General features: G+C 71.0%; 17 protein-coding genes. 10 read left to right on the forward strand and 7 right to left on the reverse strand.

Annotation, left to right across the window (positions count from 1 at the left end; translation table 11 throughout):
- Positions 1–23 precede the first annotated feature (23 nt).
- The 5 genes from ACIRR9_RS27165 to ACIRR9_RS27185 all read left to right on the forward strand — a co-directional run bounded on the left by ACIRR9_RS27165 (position 24) and on the right by ACIRR9_RS27185 (position 6,515).
- Positions 24–1,583, forward strand: a complete 1,560-nt coding sequence (locus ACIRR9_RS27165) for a GMC oxidoreductase (protein ID WP_403756702.1) — start codon at positions 24–26, stop codon at positions 1,581–1,583.
- Positions 1,580–2,188 (forward strand): nucleoside deaminase, encoded by a 609-nt coding sequence (locus ACIRR9_RS27170; RefSeq protein WP_403756704.1) that lies wholly within the window; start codon positions 1,580–1,582, stop codon positions 2,186–2,188. Before ACIRR9_RS27165 ends, ACIRR9_RS27170 begins: the two co-directional genes overlap by 4 nt.
- Complete coding sequence (locus tag ACIRR9_RS27175; protein ID WP_403756707.1) at positions 2,185–3,120, forward strand: sugar phosphate isomerase/epimerase family protein; 936 nt, start codon at positions 2,185–2,187, stop codon at positions 3,118–3,120. Before ACIRR9_RS27170 ends, ACIRR9_RS27175 begins: the two co-directional genes overlap by 4 nt.
- 78 nt (positions 3,121–3,198) lie before the next feature.
- Positions 3,199–4,041: a DUF1684 domain-containing protein gene (locus ACIRR9_RS27180; protein ID WP_403756710.1), complete on the forward strand. Its 843-nt coding sequence runs from the start codon at positions 3,199–3,201 to the stop codon at positions 4,039–4,041.
- Positions 4,042–4,247: 206 nt separating this feature from the next.
- Positions 4,248–6,515 (forward strand): nitrate- and nitrite sensing domain-containing protein, encoded by a 2,268-nt coding sequence (locus ACIRR9_RS27185; protein ID WP_403756713.1) that lies wholly within the window; start codon positions 4,248–4,250, stop codon positions 6,513–6,515.
- Between the two features lie 18 nt (positions 6,516–6,533).
- Here ACIRR9_RS27185 and ACIRR9_RS27190 read toward each other — a convergent pair whose 3' ends face one another.
- Together ACIRR9_RS27190 and ACIRR9_RS27195 are read right to left on the reverse strand one after the other, a co-directional pair.
- Positions 6,534–7,709, reverse strand: coding sequence for an AI-2E family transporter (locus tag ACIRR9_RS27190; RefSeq protein WP_403756716.1), 1,176 nt, complete (start codon positions 7,707–7,709; stop codon positions 6,534–6,536).
- A gap of 86 nt (positions 7,710–7,795) precedes the next feature.
- A complete protein-coding gene (locus ACIRR9_RS27195; protein WP_403756719.1) occupies positions 7,796–8,602 on the reverse strand; it encodes a serine hydrolase in 807 nt (268 codons plus the stop codon).
- 233 nt (positions 8,603–8,835) lie between these two features.
- Between ACIRR9_RS27195 and ACIRR9_RS27200 the strand changes: the two genes are divergently transcribed.
- On the forward strand, positions 8,836–10,287 hold the full coding sequence (locus tag ACIRR9_RS27200) for a purine-cytosine permease family protein (RefSeq protein ID WP_403756722.1): 1,452 nt from the start codon (positions 8,836–8,838) through the stop codon (positions 10,285–10,287).
- A 6-nt stretch (positions 10,288–10,293) separates the two neighbouring features.
- Here ACIRR9_RS27200 and ACIRR9_RS27205 read toward each other — a convergent pair whose 3' ends face one another.
- The gene (locus ACIRR9_RS27205) at positions 10,294–10,890 is read right to left on the reverse strand and encodes an AAA family ATPase (RefSeq protein ID WP_403756725.1); all 597 of its coding nucleotides are present in this window, start codon (positions 10,888–10,890) and stop codon (positions 10,294–10,296) included.
- A gap of 58 nt (positions 10,891–10,948) precedes the next feature.
- On the opposite strand from ACIRR9_RS27205, the gene ACIRR9_RS27210 reads away from it, so the two are divergent.
- The 3 genes from ACIRR9_RS27210 to ACIRR9_RS27220 all read left to right on the forward strand — a co-directional run bounded on the left by ACIRR9_RS27210 (position 10,949) and on the right by ACIRR9_RS27220 (position 14,634).
- The gene (locus ACIRR9_RS27210; protein ID WP_403756728.1) at positions 10,949–11,674 is read left to right on the forward strand and encodes a response regulator transcription factor; all 726 of its coding nucleotides are present in this window, start codon (positions 10,949–10,951) and stop codon (positions 11,672–11,674) included.
- Positions 11,671–13,164 (forward strand): sensor histidine kinase, encoded by a 1,494-nt coding sequence (locus tag ACIRR9_RS27215; protein WP_403756731.1) that lies wholly within the window; start codon positions 11,671–11,673, stop codon positions 13,162–13,164. Before ACIRR9_RS27210 ends, ACIRR9_RS27215 begins: the two co-directional genes overlap by 4 nt.
- Positions 13,165–13,311: 147 nt before the next feature.
- Positions 13,312–14,634 carry a DUF3500 domain-containing protein gene (locus ACIRR9_RS27220; RefSeq protein ID WP_403756733.1) on the forward strand — a complete coding sequence of 441 codons (1,323 nt, stop codon included), beginning with the start codon at positions 13,312–13,314 and terminating at the stop codon, positions 14,632–14,634.
- Here ACIRR9_RS27220 and ACIRR9_RS27225 read toward each other — a convergent pair.
- Genes ACIRR9_RS27225 through ACIRR9_RS27240 form a run of 4 tightly spaced genes read right to left on the reverse strand, consistent with a single transcriptional unit; the run spans position 14,617 to position 20,117 of the window.
- Complete coding sequence (locus tag ACIRR9_RS27225) at positions 14,617–17,001, reverse strand: bifunctional salicylyl-CoA 5-hydroxylase/oxidoreductase (protein ID WP_403756736.1); 2,385 nt, start codon at positions 16,999–17,001, stop codon at positions 14,617–14,619. The genes ACIRR9_RS27220 and ACIRR9_RS27225 overlap by 18 nt on opposite strands.
- 11 nt (positions 17,002–17,012) lie before the next feature.
- Entirely contained in the window at positions 17,013–18,665 is a 1,653-nt protein-coding gene (locus ACIRR9_RS27230) for an AMP-binding protein (protein ID WP_403756739.1), read from the reverse strand.
- A 46-nt stretch (positions 18,666–18,711) separates the two neighbouring features.
- The gene (locus ACIRR9_RS27235) at positions 18,712–19,638 is read right to left on the reverse strand and encodes an acyl-CoA thioesterase (RefSeq protein ID WP_403756741.1); all 927 of its coding nucleotides are present in this window, start codon (positions 19,636–19,638) and stop codon (positions 18,712–18,714) included.
- The gene (locus tag ACIRR9_RS27240) at positions 19,635–20,117 is read right to left on the reverse strand and encodes a cupin domain-containing protein (RefSeq protein WP_403756744.1); all 483 of its coding nucleotides are present in this window, start codon (positions 20,115–20,117) and stop codon (positions 19,635–19,637) included. The genes ACIRR9_RS27235 and ACIRR9_RS27240 overlap by 4 nt, the downstream gene beginning before the upstream one ends.
- Positions 20,118–20,309: 192 nt before the next feature.
- Here ACIRR9_RS27240 and ACIRR9_RS27245 point away from each other — a divergent pair, with 192 nt between their 5' ends.
- A complete protein-coding gene (locus ACIRR9_RS27245) occupies positions 20,310–20,723 on the forward strand; it encodes a RidA family protein (RefSeq protein WP_316775764.1) in 414 nt (137 codons plus the stop codon).
- The last annotated feature ends 5 nt before the right edge of the window (positions 20,724–20,728 follow it).

Here is a 20,728-nt window from a genome sequence, read left to right on the forward strand (position 1 = left end):
CGCCATCGACCTACGGAGTCTCTGTGACCGACACCCCCCACAGCCATGTCCTGATCGTGGGCAGCGGCATCATGGGCGCCGTCGTGGCCCGCCTGCTGCGCGCGTCCGATCCGGCGCTGCGGATCACCATGGTGGACGCCGGCACCCCGATCGGCGACGCCCCCGGCCGGCACCTGCACGACCTCGACGATCCCGGCCTGTGGGCCCGCTACAACGAACGGGTCGCCACCGGCATCCAGGGCATGTACACGGGAGCCGAGATGGTGCGCGAGGTCCCCGGCAGCCTCACCGCCCTGCCGCCCGGCATGTACCACGCGCTCGCCTTCGGGGAGGACGCCGAGGCCATGCCGCAGGCGGCACTCGCATGGAACGCGGGAGGCATGGGCGTGCACTGGACGGCGGCGACGCCCTGGCCGGCCGGGCACGAGGTGTTCGACTTCGGGGACCCGGCCGGCTGGGCCGAGGACCTCGCCACCGCACGACGGCTGCTCGCGGTGGCACCGGCCGCGATCGGGCCGACCGCGATCGGGCGCCTGGTCCTCGACGTACTGCGCCGCCGCTACGACGGCATCGGACCGGCCGACCGGCGCCCTCAGCCGATGCCCATGGCCGTCACCGCGACGGCCACCGGGCCCATGCCGCGCACGGCACCCGGAACGATCTTCCCGGCGATCGCGACCGGCACGGAGCCCGCCTTCACCCTTGTCACCGGCACGCTCGTCACCCGGCTCCGGGTCACGGACGGCCGGGTCACGGGCGCCCGGCTGCGCCGGATCGCCGACGGCTCCGAGCGCGAACTGCACGCCGACGCCGTCGTGGTGTGCGCCGACGCGCTGCGCACTCCGCAGTTGCTGTTCGCCTCGGGCATCCGGCCGGACGCACTGGGCCGCCGGCTCAACGAGCACGCCTTCGTCACCGCCCGGGTGCTGCTCGACACCGACCGGTTCGGCATCGGCCTCGACGCGCTGCCGTTGCCTCGCCCCGGCGAGTTCAGCACCGACTCCCTGTGGCTGCCGCACAACGGTGCCGCGCAGCCGTTCCACGGCCAGATCATGAACCGGACGTACGTCGACGAGGCCGACCGGCCGCTGGCCCACTCGGTCGGCATCTCGCTGTACATCCCGTTCGAGTCGCGTCCGGAGAACCGGCTGGTGTTCTCCGAGTCGCACACGGACCTGACCGGAATGCCCCGGATCGGCGTCGAGTTCACCGCGTCCACCGCCGATCGCCTGCTGGTCCACCGTGCGCTGGACGAAGTCCGGTCGCTGGCCGAGGAGTTCGGTCCCTTCGATCCCGAGACCGAGAGCGCGCTGCTGCCTGCAGGCTCTTCCCTGCATCTGACGGGCACCGTCCGCTGCGGCCCCGCCGACGACGGCACCAGCGTGTGCGACCCGGACGGCAGGGTGTGGGGCCACCACAACCTGTACCTCGCCGGCAACGGCGTGATCCCCACCGCGATGGCCGCGAACGTCACCCTGACCGGCGCGATCACCGCCGTACGGGCCGCCCGCGCCGTCACCGCACAGACCGCTCACCGGCAAAACGCCGCGCACACCGCCCCTCGACAGAAGGACTTCGCGTGATCGACATCGTGAGAGAGTTCCGGGTCTCGCTGCCCGCGTGGATCGACCACGAACTGGCCGACGTGCCCGCCGTCGTCCCCGACCGGGCGGACCGGATGCGGCTCGTGCACCGGCTGGCCGACCGCAACTGGCGGGAGGGCAACGGCGGTCCGTTCGCCGCGCTGGTCGCCGAGCGGGACACCGGCCGGATCGTCTCGGTGGGTGTGAACGTCGTCCTCGCCTCCGGGGTCTCCAGCGCCCACGCCGAGGTCCTCGCCCTGGGGCTGGCCCAGATCGCGACCGGGAGCTGGGACCTGGGCGGCGACGGCGTGCCGGCGCACGAGCTGGTCGTCAACTGGCGTCCGTGCGTGCAGTGTTACGGCGCGACCCTGTGGTCCGGGGTGCGCTGCCTGGCGGTCGCCGGGGAGGGTCCGGAGCTGGAGGAGATCACCACCTTCGACGAGGGCCCGCTCGGCGCGGACTGGGCCGAGCAGTTCGAGGCCCGCGGCATCGAGGTCGTGGGGGACGTGCTCCGCGACGAGGCCCTCACGGTGTTCCGCGACTATCGCAAGGCCGTCGACGCGGGCCGGGTCGACGTCTACAACGCCCGTGGAGGTGCCGAGTGACCCCGCGCTTCGCCACCGACGTCATCACCTTCTACCATCCCGACTTCTGGGGGCTCGACTCCGCCGACGCCGTGCGTGCATGGGCCCTCGCCCATCCCGTGGCCTTCTGGGAGCGGGTCATGGACGCGCTGACCGAATCCGGTGTCACCGGCATCGAGTTGACCTTCGCACCCGGCGACATCGCTTCGGCGCTGCGGGCGTTCGGCAGCGCGTCGGCGTTCGGCGGCGAACTCGCCGCCCGCGGCCTGTCCGTGGTGAGCGCGTTCATCGCCGACAGCGACGCCCCGGACTGGCGGGACGGCGACCGCCTCCCGGAGATCGTCGCCGACGCCGAGCGGCGCGCCGGCTTCCTCGCCGAGGCGGGCGCCGAACTCCTCGTCGCCGGGCTGCCCATGCGGGCGACGTTCGGCACCCGGCCGCCCTTCTTCGTCGACGCCGCGTACATGAGCCGGATGGCGGACGTCGCCCACGCCGTCGGCGAGGCCGTGTCCCGCCACGGTGTGAGGCTCGCCCTCCACACCGAGTCCCACAGCACCCTTTGGTACGAGCGGGACATCGACCTGTTCATGGCCCTGACCGATCCACGGTACGTCTGGCTGTGCCCCGACTCCTGCCACATCGCCCTCGGCGGCGGCGACCCGGTGGCCGTGGCCCGCCGCCACGCGCCGCGCATCGCCCTGGCGCACTGGAAGGACGCGGTCGGACCGATCGACGTACACCTCACCATCGACGAGACCGTCTACGCCCGGCAGCAGCCGTACATGACGGAACCGGGCGAGGGCATCGTGGACTGGCGGGGCTGGGCGCAGGTCATGTCCCGCACACCGGGTGCCGGCACGGTCCTGATCGAGCTCGACGAGGCGGCCGATCCCGTCGCCGCGCTCCGGGCGGGCACGGCCGTGGCACAGGCCTCGCTCATTGCGGCCGTGTGAACACTTCCCGGTTCCGGATGGCATGCGCCCGCGTGCCGGTTGTACGAGGTACGACCCGTACAGCGAGAGGGAGCCGACATGACCGTCCAAGACGTCGACCGGGTGAGCTTCGTCCAGGAGTGGGAGGAGTGGCACCGGCAGAAGGAGGCGGTGCTCGCCGGCCCGCACGGGTTCCTCGCCATCACCGGCCTGCACTGGCTGGACGGGGAGCCCACCCGGTTCGAGGACGCGCCGGGCGCCTGGTCGAGCACGGCGGAGGGGGTGGTGGTCGAGCTGGCGGAGGACGAGGAGATCACCGTCGACGGGCATGCGGTGCGCGGCCGCCACGACTTCGGTGTCCTCGCCGAGCGCGCCAGTGTGTACGCCGGCTGGGGCGATGCGCTGATCGAGGTCGCCAAGCGCGGCGGACACGACATCGTGCGCCCCCGCCATCCCGGCAACGCGCTGCGTACGGCGTTCACCGGGACGCCCGCGTACGAACCCGACCCGCGCTGGGTGCTCACCGGCCGCTTCCTGCCCTTCGACGCACCGCGCGCGGTGACGGTGGGCGCCGCGGTCGAGGGTCTGGAGCATGTCTACGACTCCCCCGGCCAGGTCGAGTTCGAACTGGCCGGCACGGCGTACCGGCTCACCGCCTTCAACGGCAGGGCGCCGGGCGATCTGATGGTGCTGTTCACCGACCGGACCTCCGGCGTGACGACGTACGCGGCCAACCGCTCCCTGCAGATCGCCGCACCCGACGGCGAGGGCGCGGTCACGCTCGACTTCAACCGTGCCGCCAACCTGCCCTGCGCCTACACGGACCTGGCCACCTGCCCGCTGCCACCGGCGGAGAACCGGCTGCCGGTCGCGATCGAGACGGGCGAGAGGATCCCGCTGGAGCGCGGCGGCCGCCACTGGGAGAAAGCGCTCGCTGTCTGACTGTCGGACGGATCGCCGGGAACAAGCCATCCTCCCGGTGATCCGTGCGTTGACCATCGATGGTTTTGGATGAGCTTTGTACCACTTCGGAGAAACCGCTTCACTCAAACACCAGCCGAAGTCGATCGCTGGGTGTTAGAACTTGGCCACTGAACGTCGGGCTGCGAACAGCCCGCGCACGATTCCTGTTGTGAAATGGGACGGTCTTGTCCAAGCTCAGACCCCTGACCGGCAATTGGCGCGTCGCGAGACGCCTCCAGGCCATTCTGCTCATCCCGGTGCTCGTCGCCCTCGCTCTCGGCGGTATCCGGGTGAAGCACTCGATCGACACCCTCCAGGACGCCAACGACGCGGTACGCGTCGCGGAGTTGGTGCAGGCGGCGAACGCCTACGCCAGCGACGCGATCAACGAGCGTGACGTCTCGGTCATCCCGCTCCTGGAGGGCAAACGGAACGCACCGGCCGTGCTGGCGGCCCGCAAGGTCACCGACGCCGACGCGCAGGCGTTCGACGCGGCGGTGGCCCGCGCGCCGAAGACGGCGGGACTCCTGCGGCGGATCGAGCTGGTGCGGGCGGGCGAGAAGCAGCTCCCGACGGTACGGGCCGCCGCGTTCACGTCCAAGATGTCGGGTGTGCAGACGGAGGAGAGCTATCACGCCGTCCAGCACCCGCTGATGGAGATCTCGAACGAGCTGGGCTTCGGCAGCAACAACCAGGCGAGCTTCGGCCGCACCCTGTACGCCATCTCCCTGACCCAGGCGGCCGAGTCCCTGGTGCGCTCGATCGGCACGCATCTGCTGGTCGAGGACCGCGACGCGCTCGGCGAGGGCGAACTGCAGACCCAGCTCGGCTCGTTCAGCTCCTACGTCTACCTGGAGCAGGTGGGCCTGCAGGAGTACGCGGGCGCCGGTACCGCCGGTGACATGACCCGGCTGCAGACGGCGCTGGCGGCCGCGCAGAAGAAGGGGGCGGCGCAGACGGCCAAGGCCGCCGAGGAGGCCAAGGCGGCGGGGCAGACCTTCGTGACGCCGCCGAAGCTGGCCAAGATGCTCAGCGAGATCGCCACCGGCAAGCCGACCGAGGCACTCGCCGCCGAGGGCATCACCCCGGAGTCGTTCTTCGCGGCGTCCGCGCTCTCCTTCGACGCCTACCGGGGCATCGAGGTCAATCTCACCGACACGGCGCTCGCCAATGCCCGGAGCATCGCGAGTGACGCGCGCCGGGACGCGATCATCAACGGCACGCTCGCACTGAGCGCCGTACTCGTGGCGTTCCTGCTCGCGGCATGGGTGGCCCGTTCGATGAGCCGGGGCATGCGCCGGCTGAGCGCGTCGGCGATCGAGATCGCGGAGCAGCGGCTGCCGGCGGTGATCACCCAGCTGTCCCAGGCCGTGCCCGGCCAGGTGGACACCAAGGTCTCACCGATCCCGATCACCAGCACGGACGAGATCGGCGAAGTGGCCCGCGCCTTCGACCATGTGCACCGGGAGGCGGTCCGGCTCGCCGCGGAACAGGCTCTGTTGCGCGGCAACATCAACACGATCTTCACCAACCTGTCCCGCCGCAACCAGTCGCTGATCGAGCGCCAACTCGCCATGATCACCGACCTGGAGGACCGCGAGGCAGACCCGGAGCAGCTGGCGAACCTGTTCAAGCTGGACCACCTGGCCACGCGGGTGCGCCGCAACGGCGAGAACCTGCTGGTGCTCGGCGGCGAGCGGCCCACCCAGCAGTGGGACCGCCCGCTCCCCCTGGTCGACGTCATCCGGGCGGCGGCCTCCGAGGTGGAGCAGTACGAGCGGATCGAGCTGGCGGGCATCCCGGAGGCCGAGATCCACGGCCGTGCCGTGACCGACCTGGTGCATCTGCTGGCCGAGCTCCTGGAGAACGCCACCGCGTTCTCCTCGCCGCGCTCGGCGGTCCGCGTCACGGCGACGCGGCTGCCCGACACCCGGATCATGATCGAGATCCATGACCAGGGCATCGGGCTGCTGCCCGAGGACTTCGCGCTGATCAACCACAAGCTGGCGAACCCGCCGACCGCCGACGCCGACGTCTACCAGCACATGGGCCTGTTCGTGGTCGGCAGGCTGGCCGACCGGCACGGCATCCGGGTCCAGCTGCGGCCGTCCTCCGCGGAGTCCGGTACGACCTCGCTCGTGATGCTCCCGGGCACCATCACCTGGCGCAGCGGCGCGGAGTCCGACTCCGACACGCTGGCCCTGGCGGCGCTCAAGGCGCGCGGCACGCCCGGGCTCGCGGCTCTGCTCGCGAACGGGCCCGCCGACCCGTTCAGCGTGCACGAGGCGTGGGACGACGGCATCGGACACCCCTCCGCGGCCACCGCCGCTGCCGCCGCCGCACCCGACATGCCGGCGCCCTCCGGCAGGTCCGCGCCGTCCGGACCGCCGGCGACGTCCGAGCTGCCCCGCCGTACCCCGAAGCGGGGCCGCCGTCCCGGAAAGGACGGCTGAGCCCCGGGGGCCCGGATGTCAGGGCGGCACGGGGCGCAGGGCCCGCACCACCGCCCAGACGACGGAGACGAACGGCACGGCCACGACGGCGCCGATCACCCCCGCGACGATGCTGCCCGCGATGACGGAGACGGCGACGACGAGGGGGTGCAGGCGTACCGCCCAGCTCATCACGAGGGGGTGCAGCACATGCCCTTCGAGCTGGCCGATGACGACGATCAGCACGAGGACGGCGGCGGCGGTGAGCGGTCCGCGCCCGGCCAGCGCCACGACGGTGGCCACGCCGAGCGCGACCGGTGAGCCGACCAGCGGGATGAACGCGGCGAAGAACTCCAGCAGGGTGAGCGGCAGCGCGAGCGGCACCCGCAGCACGTACAGGGCGATGCCGACGAGTACGGCGTTGACGGCGGCCACGATGATGATGCCGCGGGTGTATCCGGAGAACGTCCGCCAGGCCGCCCGGCCCGTCCGGTCCCAGGCCGGGCGGGCACCGGCCGGAAGCAGTTCCCGGCTCGTCCAGGCCCACAGCCGTTCGCCGGAGTGGATGAAGAAGACCGAGGCGAAGAGCGCCAGCGCTCCCCCGGTGACCAGTTCGACGAGCGTGCCGAAGCCGCTCAGCGCCCTGCTGGCCAGGTTGGAGCGGTGGGCCTGGATGTAGTCCACGATCTGTTGCTGGAGATGCGACAGGGCGCCCGGGCCGAGCCGGAAGGGCGGCCGCTGGAGCCAGACCTCGATGCGGTGGATGCCGCCGCGGAACTCGTCGGCCAGGGTCGACGACTCCTCCGCGACCGCGTTGCCGACCAGGGCCAGCAGCCCGAAGAACAGGCAGATGCTGCCGACCAGGCTCACGGCCACGGCGAGCGGCCTCGGGAGCCACCGGCTCAGCAGATCGGCGAGCGGACGCAGTACCGAGGTGATGACCAGGGCCAGGAACACGGCCACGGCGATCAGCTGGAAACGGCCCAGGATGATGAAGACGCCGTAGACGACGATGCCGACCACGATGAGCCGCCAGGCGTAGGCGGCGGCGATCCGCAGGGCGGGGACGATGACGGCGCCGACGGAGGCGGCGGCACGCGGATCACGGGCCCGCTGGGGGATCCGTACCGCGCGGACGGCCCGGCGGCCGGGCGCCACGCCACGGGCCGGACGTGCCCGGCCCCGCCCGCGTGCCGGCCCGCCCGCATCCGCCACCGCACCTCCCGCTGCCGGCCTCCGTCGCCTCTAGTGCACATTAGGGGTAATTCGGACGGGTGGTGAGGTGTGCTGCGCCAACGGGGTCAGCGAGGCGCCGTCGTGGAGACGGCCGTGCCTGCGGCTCGTTCGACGAGGTTCACACCGTCCGGCATGGACGCGTTGCCGTCGGAGAGGACCGCGACGAGGTAGTGGTGGCCGCCGGCCGTGACGCGTCCGACGCTGTTGATGTCCCACAGGCTGGTGGTGGTGCGCATGAGCCAGCCGTTCTTCAGTGCCCAGCCGGAGTCCGCGGCGGCCGAAACGCCCCAGGACTGGTCGGCGGCGATCTCCGTCATCAGGGTGCCGATACGGTTCCGGGAGGCGGTGTCCAGCGGCGTGGAGCCGGTGCCGAAGATCGCGCGCAGCAGTCGTATCTGGTCACTGGCCGTGGTCCGGGCGAGCCCCCACCTGCCGTCGGGGCCGCCCGTGGTCGAGGTCAGTCCGAGCCGCCTGTTCGCCGACTCCAGGCCGGGGGCCCGGCCGATGGCCCGCCACAGGGCGCTGGCCGCGTCGTTGTCGCTGTTGCGGATCATCACCTCCGCCTGGGCGCTCTCCCGCGCGGTGAGTTCGCGCTGGTGGTCCCGCGCGTGGAGCAGCAGCGCGGCGAGGATGTCGACCTTGACGATGCTCGCCGTGTCGTAGGGGGTGTCGTCGCCGTAGACCGCGGGTTCCCGGCCCGTGCCGTCCAGGTCGAGGACGGCGGCCGTGACGCGCGCCTCGCCCTGCGCCTGCACGGCGGCACGGAAGTCGCCCGAAGTGGAGTCTGCGGTGCTGTCGGCCATGGCCACGGGCGCGGCTCCGGCGAACAGGGTCATCGCCATGGCCACGACGGACAGGGTGCGGTTGAGCATGGCGGGAGCCTCGGCAGTTCGGGTCGAAAGGACACAGAACTGCGAAGGTAGACAAAATGCCCGGACGGCGACATGACGCCCGCCACGACGGGGCCGGTTTGTGAGCAGGGCAACAGAGGCGGATACCGAGGCAATACTTCCGCCCTACGGAAAACAGATTCCGCATGCCTCATCCGGGCCTGTCCGGGGGAAGAATGTGATCAGAGTGGCGGACCTGGCCCCAGGGAGGTGCCATGAGCACATCGGCGGAACCGCGGGTGAGCGGTCTGGAGGTCAGGTCCATCGACTATGTGCCGCTGGACGAGCGGCACGGCAAACTGTGGCACCTGGGCCCGCTGTGGTTCATGTCCAACGCGCAGATCGCCACCCTTGCCGTGGGGCTGATCAGCATCACGGAGGGCGGCAACCTGATCTGGTCGCTGCTGGCGATCGTCGCGGGCACCCTGATCGGCACGTTCTTCATGGCGTTCCACTCGGCGCAGGGACCGCAGCTGGGCCTGCCGCAGATGATCCAGTCGCGGCCGCAGTTCGGCTATGTCGGGGCGCTGCTGGTGTGGCTGTTCGCGTATGTGCAGTACGCGGGCTTCAACGTGTTCAACACCATCCTGGCCGGTCAGGCGCTGCACACCACGCTCCACGGCAGTGTGAAGCTGTGGGTGGCCGTCGTCACCGCGATCGGACTCGTCGTGGCGCTGGTGGGCTACGACATCATCCACAAGGCCGAGCAGGTCCTGACGTACACCTTCCTGATCATCTTCGGGATCTTCACCGTCGGTGTCCTGGTCACCCTGCACTACCCGGCGGGCTCCTTCGACCTGAGCGCCTTCAAGGTCACCCCGTTCCTGGCCCAGTTCGGTGTGGTCGCCGGCTACCAGATCAGCTGGGCCATCTATGTGTCGGACTACTCGCGCTATCTGCCGCCGGACGTGACGGTCCGCAAGACGTTCTACTGGACCTACTTCGGCTCGGCGCTCGGCGGTATCTGGCTGATGGTGCTCGGGACGCTGCTGGCCGCCTGGGCGGGCACCCACTTCGACACGATCCCGTCGATCAACGCGGCCGGGGACAAGGTCTTCGACGGCTTCGGCGCGGTCGTGCTGCTGTTCTCCGCCCTGGGCCTGATCTCCGTGACCGCACTGAACATGTACGGCGGCTCGCTCACCCTGATCAGCGCCATCGACTCGTTCAAACGGGTCCGGCCGACGCTGGGGGTGCGCCTGCTCACCCTCGTCCTGACGGCGGTGCTCTCCCTGATCGGCGCGCTGGCCGCGACGTCCAACTTCCTGGCGAACTTCAACAACTTCCTGCTGCTGGTGCTCTATCTGTTCATCCCGTGGACCGCGGTGAACCTGATGGACTACTACGTGGTGCGCAAGGGCCACTACGCGATCGCCGAGATCTTCAAGCCGAACGGCATCTACGGACGCTGGGGCTGGCAGGGGATCTTCTCCTACCTGGTCGGCTTCGCCGTCATGATCCCGTTCTTCTCCGTCGGCACGCTGTTCGTCGGCCCCGCCGCCAAGGCCCTGGACGGCGCGGACATCTCCCTGTTCGTCGGGCTGCCGGTGTCGGCGCTGCTGTACTGGTGGCTGACCCGCTCCATCGATGTCGAGGCGGAGACACGCGTCGCCGAGGCGGAGGCGGAGATGCTGGAGCGCGCGGCGCACGAGCACCGCGAGCCGTAGGGACTGTCAGCGCAGCTCGCGACGGAGCGTCTCGAAGGCCGTGGGCCGCGCCAGGTCCCGCAGGGCCTGCCGCACGAGGCCGGCACACTCGCGGGGGCCGAGGACGCTGGTGTCCACGTCGATGTCGTGCAGCCCGTGGGCGTGGACCGCGTCGTACTGCATGGCCGCCAGGCCCACCTGGCGGTCGCCGCGCTCCCGTTCGCGCCGCTCCAGTTCCGGGAGCGGGCAGCGCACCCCGACCAGCAGGGTCTTCTCCGGCGCCAGCAGGTCCAGGAGCCGCCAGCGTCTGCTGAGCGGATGGTCGACGACCACGTTGTTCCCGGCCCGGGCCATGCCGGCGACGGCCCGGTGGAAGCCCTTGGCGGTGCGGTCGATCTCGGCCTGGAGGTCCTCGTCGGGTATCTCCTGGCCCCCGCGCATGGCGTGGAAGGCGTCGACGGGCATGTGGAACCAGGTGCCGTCGAGGATGCACAGCAGTTCGGCGGCCATGCTCGACTTGCCGGAGCTGGAGGCGCCGTTCAGCAGGATGACGGTGCCGGGCCCGCCCGTGTCCGGGATCTCGTCGTGCACCTGGCCCCCTTGCGGTTGTCGTGTCCCCACCATGATCGCAGAGAAGGCCGCTCCACAGCTCGCGTACAGCCCCCCGGGAGAGCATCGGGGCATGTCTGACACCCTCACACCGGCGACGGGCGCGATCCGTGTGCTGATCGTCGACGACGAACCCGAGCTGACCGAACTGCTGTCGGTTGCCGTGACAGCGGCGGGCTGGCAGCCGTACGTGGCGCAGGACGGCTACGGCGCCCTGCGCGCCGCCCGCAGGTACGGCCCGCACGCTGTCGTCCTCGACGGCATGCTGCCGGACCTGGACGGGATCCAGGTGCTGCGCCGGCTGCGGTACGAGAACGCCAGGCTGCCCGTGCTGATGCTGACCGCACGGGACGCGGTGGAGTACCGGGTCGACGGGCTGTCCTCCGGCGCCGACGACTATGTGACCAAGCCGTTCTCCCTGGAGGAGGTGATGCTCCGGCTGAGCGGGCTGCTGCGCCGCTCCGGAGCCGGTGACGTGGTCGAGGACGAGGGGGTGCGGGTCCTCGGCGACCTGGTGCTGGGCGAGCGGACCCGCGAGGTGCGCCGGGGCGGCACACCGATCTCGCTGACCGCCAAGGAGTTCGACCTGCTGCGGTTCCTGATGAACCACCCCCGGCAGGTGCTCAGCAAGACACAGATCCTCGACCACGTGTGGAACAGCTCTTTCGACGGCGGCGGAAACCTGGTGGAGGTGTACGTCTACGGCCTGCGGGCGAAGATCGACAAGGAGCGCCGGCCGATGATCCACACCGTGCGCGGCGCCGGCTATGTCATCAGAGCAGCGGAAGACGAGGCATGACGGCCGTACGCCGGGCCCTGGCACGGCTGCGCGGGCGCTCGCTGCGGGCCCGGATGGTCCTGGTCCACTCCCTCACCCTCGCGGCGGTCTGTACGGCGATGGCCCTCGCCACGGTGACCGTCCAGCGGGTCTATCTGATGAGCGACCTGGATCAGCGGGTGACCGACGCCGCCGAGCACAGCCAGGGCGGCCGGGAGCACGGACCGCCCGGCGCGAGCCTCGGTTTCCTCAACGAACGCGGTCAGCACACGGGCACCCTGGCGGCCGTGATGAACGGGGCGGCGATCGCCACGGCGGAGGTGGTGACCGACGACGGCCCGCGCAGCCTCACCGCCGCCCAGAGCGCCGCCCTGAACGGCATCCCGGCGGACGGGACCCTGCACACCCGTACGATCCCGGGCCTGGGCACCTACCGGCTGACGGCCGTCACCGAGGGCGGCACCGCCATGCTGGCCGGGCTGCCGGTGGGCAGCGTGCAGCACATGATCGACTCCCTGGTCGTGGTCGAGGCCGCCATCGCCGCGGTCGGGCTGGTCCTGGCCGGTTCGGTGTCGGCCGTGGCGGTCCGGCGGCAGCTGCGGCCGCTCCGGCGGGTCGCCACCACCGCCGTCGAGGTCTCCCGTGCCCCGCTCGACCGGGGCGAGGTCAGCGGGCTCACCCGGGTACCGGCCGCGGACACCGATCCGGGGACCGAGGTCGGCCAGGTCGGCGTCGCGCTCAACCGGCTGATCGACCACGTGGAGTGGTCCCTGTCCGAACGCCAGCGCGCCGAGGAGCACATGCGGCGCTTCCTCACCGACGCCAGCCACGAGCTGCGCACCCCGCTCGCCTCGATCGCCGGGTACGCCGAGCTGATGCTGATGGGCGTGGACACCCGGAAGATCGAACCGGAGCTGGCCTGGCGCCGAGTCTCCGCCCAGTCGGCGCGGATGACGGGACTGGTCGAGGACCTGCTCCTGCTCGCCCGTCTGGAGGAGGGCAGACCGCTGGAGTCCGCCGAGCTGAACCTGGCGACCCTGGTCGGGGACGCGGTGTGGGACGCGCGGGCGGCCGGGGCCGAGCACCACTGGCAGCTGGTGCTGCGCCTGGACGTGCCCGCCACGGTGCTCGGCGACCAGTCCCGGCTGCACCAGGTGGTGGCCAACCTGCTGGCCAACGCCCGGGCCCACACCCCCGCCGGGACGCGTATCACGGTCACGGTGGAGGCGGCGGGCGGGCACTGCGCGATCCGCGTGCACGACGACGGTCCGGGTATCCCCGGCGATCTCCTGCCGACGGTCTTCGAACGCTTCACCCGCGGCGACGCCTCCCGCTCCCGCGCCCCCGGCACCGAGGGCGGGACGGGGCTCGGGCTGGCCATCGCGGCCGCGATCACCCAGGCGCACGGTGGCCGCGTCGAGGTGGACAGCGCGCCGGGCGGCACCGAGTTCACCGTCACCCTGCCCCTCGCCGACACCGCCGCCGCTCAGATCCCCCTGAAGCTTTCCTGAACCCTCGGCGTCTTCACATAATCCCAGGTCATCGGCCGCTTCTGGGCTCTCGTGAGCAACTCGGCTCAGTTCAGCCTCAGTTGGACGAACCAGGCTGGTCGTCAGGTGGCCGTCCACGAGGGACGCGCCCATGACGAAGGGAGCCGCATGCCCGAGATCGACGCCGGTGAGAACCCGGTGCAGGTACCGGAGGGCACCGAGGCGAGCCGCCGTAACTTCATGCGCAAGGTGTTCTTCGCGTCCGGGGCGACCGCCCTGGTGACGATGGGCAGCGCCGGGGCCTGGACGGCGCTCGCCGACGACGGCACGGGTACGGCCGACGCGTCGGCGAGCCCCTCCCCCAGCGCCGCGCCGAGCGGCGGCCCGGGCGGCGGCGCAGGCGGTCCGGGCAACCAGTCACTGACGGAGGAGTTCTTCGGTCTGACGACGGACGGCAGGCGGATCGACGACCTGTTCACCGTCCACTCCACCAGGGTCGGCACCGCGCCCGTCATCGACGCCGCGAACGCCTTCCTGGCCGGTCTGACCGACACCCAGAAGTCCGCGACCCAGTTCACGGTCCACTCCACCGAGTGGCGGCTGTGGAGCAACGTCGACTCCTACGCCCGGCAGGGCGTGTCGCTCGCGGATCTCACCGACACGCAGAAGGACCTGGGCACGGCCCTGCTCAGGTCGGCGCTGAGCGCGGACGGCCTGGAGACCACGGAGAAGATCCGGAAGATCAACCAGGCGGCCGGCGAGGCGATCGGCAACACCACCTCGTTCAACGAGGACGCCTACTACTGGACCCTCATGGGCACCCCGTCCGCCACCGAGCCCTGGGGCTTCCAGTTCGACGGCCACCACTGCGTGATCAACTACTTCGTCCTCGGTGACCAGGTGGTCATGAGCCCCTGTTTCTGGGGCTCGGAACCGACCTCCATGGAGATCGACGGCGAGACGGTCACCGTCTGCCACGAGGAGGTCCTCGCGAGCCTGGCCTTCGTCGACTCCCTCACGGCGGACCAGCAGTCGGTCGCGATCGTCTCGGCCACCAAGACCAGCGAGTCGATGAAGGCGGGCGCCTTCTCCGACAACGCGGTCCAGGCGTACGAGGGCATCCGCGGCAACGCCCTCACCCGCGCCCAGAAGCAGAAGCTGCTCGGCATCGTCGAGGCGTTCGTCGACCGGGCCAAGGCGGACGCGGCGAAGGTGCGGATGGCCGAGGTGCGGGCGCATCTCGACGACACGTACGTGACCTGGGCCGGTGGTACGGGTGCCGACGACGCGTTCTACGTGCGTGTGCACAGCCCGGTGGTCTGGGTCGAGGTCGACTGCCAGGCTCCCGGCCCGCTGCGCGGCGCGTACGGCGGCACCGAGGGCGTCCCGACCCAGATGCACGTCCACTCGATCATCCGCACGCCCAACGGCAACGACTACGGCAAGGAGCTGATCAGCCAGCACTACCTGACGTCACCGCACCACCGGTAGTCCCTCCCCCGCGGGCTTCCACCGCAGATGGACGTTCTCCCCCGCCTGGTCCGCCCGGAGCAGCGACAGGCGGGGGCGTACGGCGTCGGTGCGCGAGGTGGGCGGCTTGCGCCGGCCGGCCCGGAACTGCACCGGCCACTCGGCGGCGGCGCCCCGGTACTCCTGGTCGGCGGCCGCGTGCAGGGTCCAGTGCGGGTCGTACAGGTGCGTACGCCCCACCGCGCACAGGTCGGCACGTCCGGCGAGGAGGATGGAGTTGACGTCGTCGTAGGAGGCGATGGCGCCGACCGCGATGACGGCGGTGCCGCTGGCGGCGGCGACCTCATGGCGGATCCGGTCCGCGAACGGGGTCTGGTAGGAGCGGCCGTAGGCGGGCTGCTCGTCCTTGGTGACCTGGCCGGTGGAGACGTCGATGGCGGCGGCGCCGTGGGCGATGAAGGCGCGGGCGATCTCGACGGCATCGTGCTCGGTATTGCCGTCGGGGACCCAGTCGGTGGCGGAGATCCGCACGATCATGGGGCGTCCGGCGGGCCAGGCGGCGCGGACGGCGTCGAAGACCTCAAGCGGGTAGCGCAGCCGGTTCGCCAGGGACCCGCCGTACTCGTCGGTGCGGTGGTTGGCGATCGGGGACAGGAACGAGGACAACAAGTAGCCGTGGGCGCAGTGGAGTTCGAGGAGATCGAAGCCCGCCTCGGCGCCTCGGCGGGCCGCCGCCACGAACTCGGCGGTGATCCGGTCCATGTCGGCGCGGGTGATCTCCCGGGGTACCGGCAGGCCCGGGCCGTACGGCAGCTCGGACGGGCCGACGGTCTCCCAGTTGCCGTCCGGGAGCGGTTCGTCGATGCCCTCCCACATCAGACGGGTGGAGCCCTTGCGGCCGGAGTGGCCGAGCTGGAGGCCGATACGGGCGGTGCTGTTGGTGTGGACGTAGGAGACGACGCGCTGCCAGGAGTCGCGCTGTTCGTCGTTCCACAGGCCGGTGCAGCCGGGGGTGATACGGCCCTCGGGCGAGACGCACACCATCTCCGTCATCACCAGCCCCGCCCCGCCCATGGCCTTGGAGCCGAGGTGGACGAGGTGGAAGTCGCCGGGGACGCCGTCGACGGCGGAGTACATGTCCATCGGGGAGACGATCACCCGGTTCTTCAGCTCCAGCTGCCCGATGCGGAACGGCTGGAACATCGCGGGGGCTTTGGTGCCCACCCCCTGCGCCTCGGCGAAGGCCTCGTCGACGAGGTCGGCGAACTCCTGGTCCCGGGTGCGCAGGTTGTCGTAGGTGATACGGCGCGAGCGGGTGAGGAGGTTGAAGCAGAACTGGGCCGGCTCCTGGCGGACGTACATGCCGATGTGCTCGAACCACTCCAGCGAGGCCTGCGCGGCCCGCTGGGTGGACTCCACGACCGGCCGCCGTTCGGCCTCGTAGGCCGTCAACGCGCTCTCCACGTCCGGGTGTTCGTGCAGGCAGGCGGCGAGGGCGAGGGCGTCCTCCATGGCCAGCTTGGTGCCCGAGCCGATGGAGAAGTGGGCCGTGTGGGCGGCGTCGCCGATGAGGACGAGGTTCCCGTGGTGCCAGTGCCGGTTGCGGACCGTGGTGAAGTTCAGCCACTTCGAGTTGTTGGCGAACACCTCGTGGCCGCCCAGCTCCTCGGCGAACAGCTCGCGGATCCGGGCCACGGCCTGCTCGTCGGAGACGCCCGGCGCGAACACCGCGTCCTCGGTGGCGTCGAAGCCGGCCCGCCGCCAGACGTCCTCGTGCATCTCCACGATGAACGTCGAGCCTGCGTCGGAGTAGGGGTAGCCGTGGACCTGCATGACCCCCCACTCGGTCTCCTTGACGAAGAACTGGAAGGCCTCGAAGACCCGGTCCGTGCCCAGCCACATGTACTTGCTGTGCCGCCGGTCCAGCTGCGGTCGGAAGACGTCCTCGTGGGCCGTACGGACGCCGGAGTTGACGCCGTCCGCGCCCACGACCAGGTCGTACGACGCCCGCAGCTCGGCGACATCGGGGGCGAGGGTGGAGAAGCGCAGGTCGACGCCGAGTTCGAGGCAGCGCTCCTGGAGGAGGTGCAGCAGTTCCTTGCGGCTCATGGCGGCGAAGCCCTGGCCGCCGACGGTGTGGGTCTCGCCCCGGTAGTGGATGTCGATGTCCGTCCAGCGGGCGAAGCGGCGGGACATCGCCTCGGAGAAGACGGTGTCGGCGTTCTCGATGCCGCCGAGCGTCTCGTCGGAGAAGACGACGCCGAAGCCGAAGGTGTCCTCGGGGGCGTTGCGTTCCCACACGGTGATCTCGTGGGCGGGGTCCAACTGCTTCATCAGGGCCGCGAGGTAGAGACCTCCCGGGCCACCGCCGATGATCGCGATTTTCAAGGGAGTTCCTCTCACTGCTCGGCGGCCTGCTCTGCTTCGATGATCTTGCGGAGCGCGAACCGCTGGAGTTTTCCGCTGGTGTTGCGCGGCAGGACGTCGTGGAAGCGGACGTCACGCGGGTACTTGTAGGGCGCCAGGACCTGCTTGACGTGGTCCTGGATCTCCTTGGCCTTCGCCGGGTCCCCGGTGACGCCCTCGCGCAGCACGACGAAGGCGCAGACGACCGAGCCGCGTTCGGGGTCGGGGCGGGCCACGACGGCCGACTCGACGACGTCGGGGTGGGTGTCGATGGCTGCCTCGACCTCGGGACCGCCGATGTTGTAGCCGGACGAGACGATCATGTTGTCGCTGCGCGCGTGGTAGTAGAAGTAGCCGTCCTCGTCGCGGTGGAAGATGTCACCGGTGACGTTCCAGCCGCCCACGACGTAGTCCTGCTGGCGCTTGTCGTCGAGGTAGCGGCAGCCGACCGGGCCGATGACGCCGAGCCGCCCTGGCTCCCCCGGGCCGAGTTCCTCGCCGTCGAAGCCGAGGATCGTCGCGCGGTAGCCCGGGACCGGGCGGCCGGTGGCACCGGGCCTGATGTCGTCGTCGGCCGCGGAGATGAAGATGTGCAGCAGTTCGGTCGCGCCGATGCCGTCGATGACCTTGAGGCCGATGCGGTCGCGCAGCTCCTCCCAGGTGGTGAGCGGTATGTGCTCACCGGCCGACACCCCGACCCGCAGGCCGGCCAGTTGCTGTTCCTTGCCGTCGCGGGTGATCGCCTTGTAGGCGGTGGGCGCGGTGGCGAGGACGGTGACACCGTGTTTCTCGACGAGGTCGGCAAGTTGAGCCGGGGTCGCCGTCTCCGTGAGCAGGGCGCAGGCGCCGGCCCGCAGCGGGAAGACGACCAGCATGCCGAGGCCGAAGGTGAAGGCGAACGGCGCGGTGCAGGCGACCACGTCGTCAGGCCCCAGCCGCAGGATGTGCCGGGCGAAGGTGTTGTCGATGGACAGGATGTCCCGGTGGAAGTGCATGGTGATCTTCGGGACGCCGGTGCTCCCGGAGGTGGGGCCGAACAGGGCCACGTCGTCGGCGGCGGTGTCGACGTCGCTGAACTCGCCCGACTTGGCGGCGCATCGGGCGGCCAGGTCGTCGGCGCCGGTGCCGCCGTACTCGACCACACGCAGGTCGGGCAGCACAGTGTCGCGGACCGTGTGGATGTCCTCGGTGAACCGGTGGTCGACCAGGGCGACGGACGGCCGGGTCCGGTCGGCGATGGGGACGATCTCGCGGGCGCGCAGTGCGGCCATGGTGGTCACCACGACCCCGCCGGCCTTGAGGACGCCGAGCCAGCAGGCCACCGCCCAGGGGTTGTTGGGCGCGCGGAGCAGTACTCGCTGCCCGGGGACCAGGCCCAGGTCCTCGGTGAGGACCTGGGCGACCTGGTTGGCGCGGGTGCGCAGGTCGCCGTAGGTCCACAGCTCTCCGGCGGGCGTGCGCAGGGCGGGGCGGTCGGCGCCGTGGCGTTCGACTGCCGCGTCGATGAGTTCGGCGGCCGCGTTGAGGCGGGCCGGGTAGGTCAGTTCGGGTGTGGTGAACTCGATGGTGGGCCACTGTTCGGCGGGCGGGAGGTGGTCCCGGGCGAAGGTGTCCACGTGCGAGGTGGGTGAGAGCGGAAGAGCCAACGTGAGGTTCCTTCCGGGAGCCCGCCGGTGGCGTGCGGCGGACGGCTCAGGCGGGGCGGATCATGCCTTCCTGGACCACGGTGGCCAGGTGGCGGTGGTCGCGGGTGAAGAAGCGACCCGTGCCCAGTCCGCGGCCCGCGTCGGCGGCCACCGCTTCCTGGAGGTAGAGGAGCCAGTCGCCGACCGCTCCGGGGCGGTGGAACCACATGGCGTGGTCGAGGCTGGCGGTGACCAGGCCTGGGTCGGCCCAGGCCAGGTCGAGGACCCGCAGGACGGGTTCGAGGATGGTGTAGTCGCAGACGTAGGCGAGGGCGGCGAGATCGCGCTGGGCGTCGGTGAGTCCCTCGACGGGGCGCAGCGCGTCGAACGGCCGTACCCAGACGGCCTGGTGGGGCAGTCGTTCGCCTTCGACGGTGAGGTAGACGGGGCCGGGTACATGGCGCATGTCGAAGCCGCGGCCGCCGCGCCAGTAGGCCTTGGACTCGTCGGTCATGGTGCCGCCGGTGCGGTCCGCGAGGTACTCGGCCGAGCTGGGCAGGTCCTCGGGGCCCGGGACGTCCTCGGCGAACTCGGTGTGGAAGGACGAACCGGCCTCGCCCGCCGCGAAGTTGGCGAGGCAGACGTAGAGCACCTTGCCGTTCTGGTAGCCGCGCACCTGGCGGGTGCTGTAGCCGCGGCCGTCGCGCAGCACCTCCACCTCGTAGCGGACCTCGGCGCCGATGTCGGCCGGGCGCAGGAAGTAACTGTGCATGGAGTGCAGGGACTTGCCGTCGGTCACCGAGCGCATCGCCGCGGCGGCGGCCTGGGCGACAAGGTCGCCGCCGTAGGCCTTGGGCCAGGGGCAGGGCTGGGTGGTGGCTGTGAAGGCGAGGTCGAAGCGCTCCGGCGGGGCGGGCTTCAGCGTGAGGGCCGCGGTGACGATCGCGGACGTCGGGGCGGCGGAGGCGGCCGGGGCGCCCGGGGTGGCGTTCATCGGTTCAGCCAGTCGCGCAGGTCGGCGTCGGCCACGTCGGGCAGGTTCACCACGATGTTCTCCGGGGTCCGGGTGGTCATCCACACCAGCGGTTTGGTCCGGGAGAGGTTGCACTCGACGTGCGGCATGAACGGCGGGACGAAGACCCAGTCGCCCTCCTCCATGTCGACGTAGTCCTCGAACTTCTCGCCGAAGTAGATCCGGGCCCGGCCGGACAGGACGTAGCCGCCGGTCTCGGCCTCGCCGTGGTGGTGGGTGACCGAGCGGTAGCCCGGCTCGTTGCTGACCTTGCCATACCACAGGCGGCGCGCCGGGGTGTGCTGGGCGCTGACACCCGACACGCGGACGGCGCCGCCCGAGTCGGCGGTGTTCACGTCCTCCAGACCGGCCCGGGTCACGACGGGGGCGACGATGCCGCTGGGCAGGCGGTACATCGCGTTGTCGCCCTCCAGTCGGTACTTGCTGAGGTCGGGCTCCATGGAATCGGCTCCGTTTCCGTGCCTTGCTCGGGTTCCGTGGCCTGCGCGGGTTCCACGGCCCGCTCGGGCTTCCGTGGCCCGCTCGGGCCCGGAACAGGACCGCGCTCTATCTCGTATTTTTCACGGTCGTCATTTATTGTCAATACGACCGGCCGTGCGGCCGGAGCCGGACACCACCGAACCGGAGGCCTCATGACTCCCGTCGCCGTGAACCCGCCCGAGCTGCCCGCCCCGAGCGGTTACTCGCACGGAACGCTCGCGGGCAACACGCTGCATCTGGGCGGCCAGACCGCACTCGACGCCGATATGAAGATCGTTCCGGGTGGGATCGTGGAGCAGTTCCGCCAGGCGTTCGGCAATGTGCTCACCACACTGCGCGCGGCGGGCGGTGAGCCGGCGGACCTGGTGAGCGTGACGATCTATCTCACCGACATCCCCGACTACCAGGCCCACGGCAAGGAGATCGGCAGGGTGTGGCGGGAGCTCGCGGGGCCGGTCTATCCGGCGATGGCGGGCATCGGCTGCACCGCGCTCTGGCAGCCGGAGGCGCTGATCGAGATCCTCGGCGTGGCCGTGATCCCGGACGAGCGGCTGGTCAGGCCGTAGGCCCC

The sequence above is a fragment of the Streptomyces sp. NPDC101234 genome (assembly GCF_044767525.1).
In the GTDB taxonomy this organism is placed as follows: Bacteria; Actinomycetota; Actinomycetes; order Streptomycetales; family Streptomycetaceae; genus Streptomyces; species Streptomyces sasae.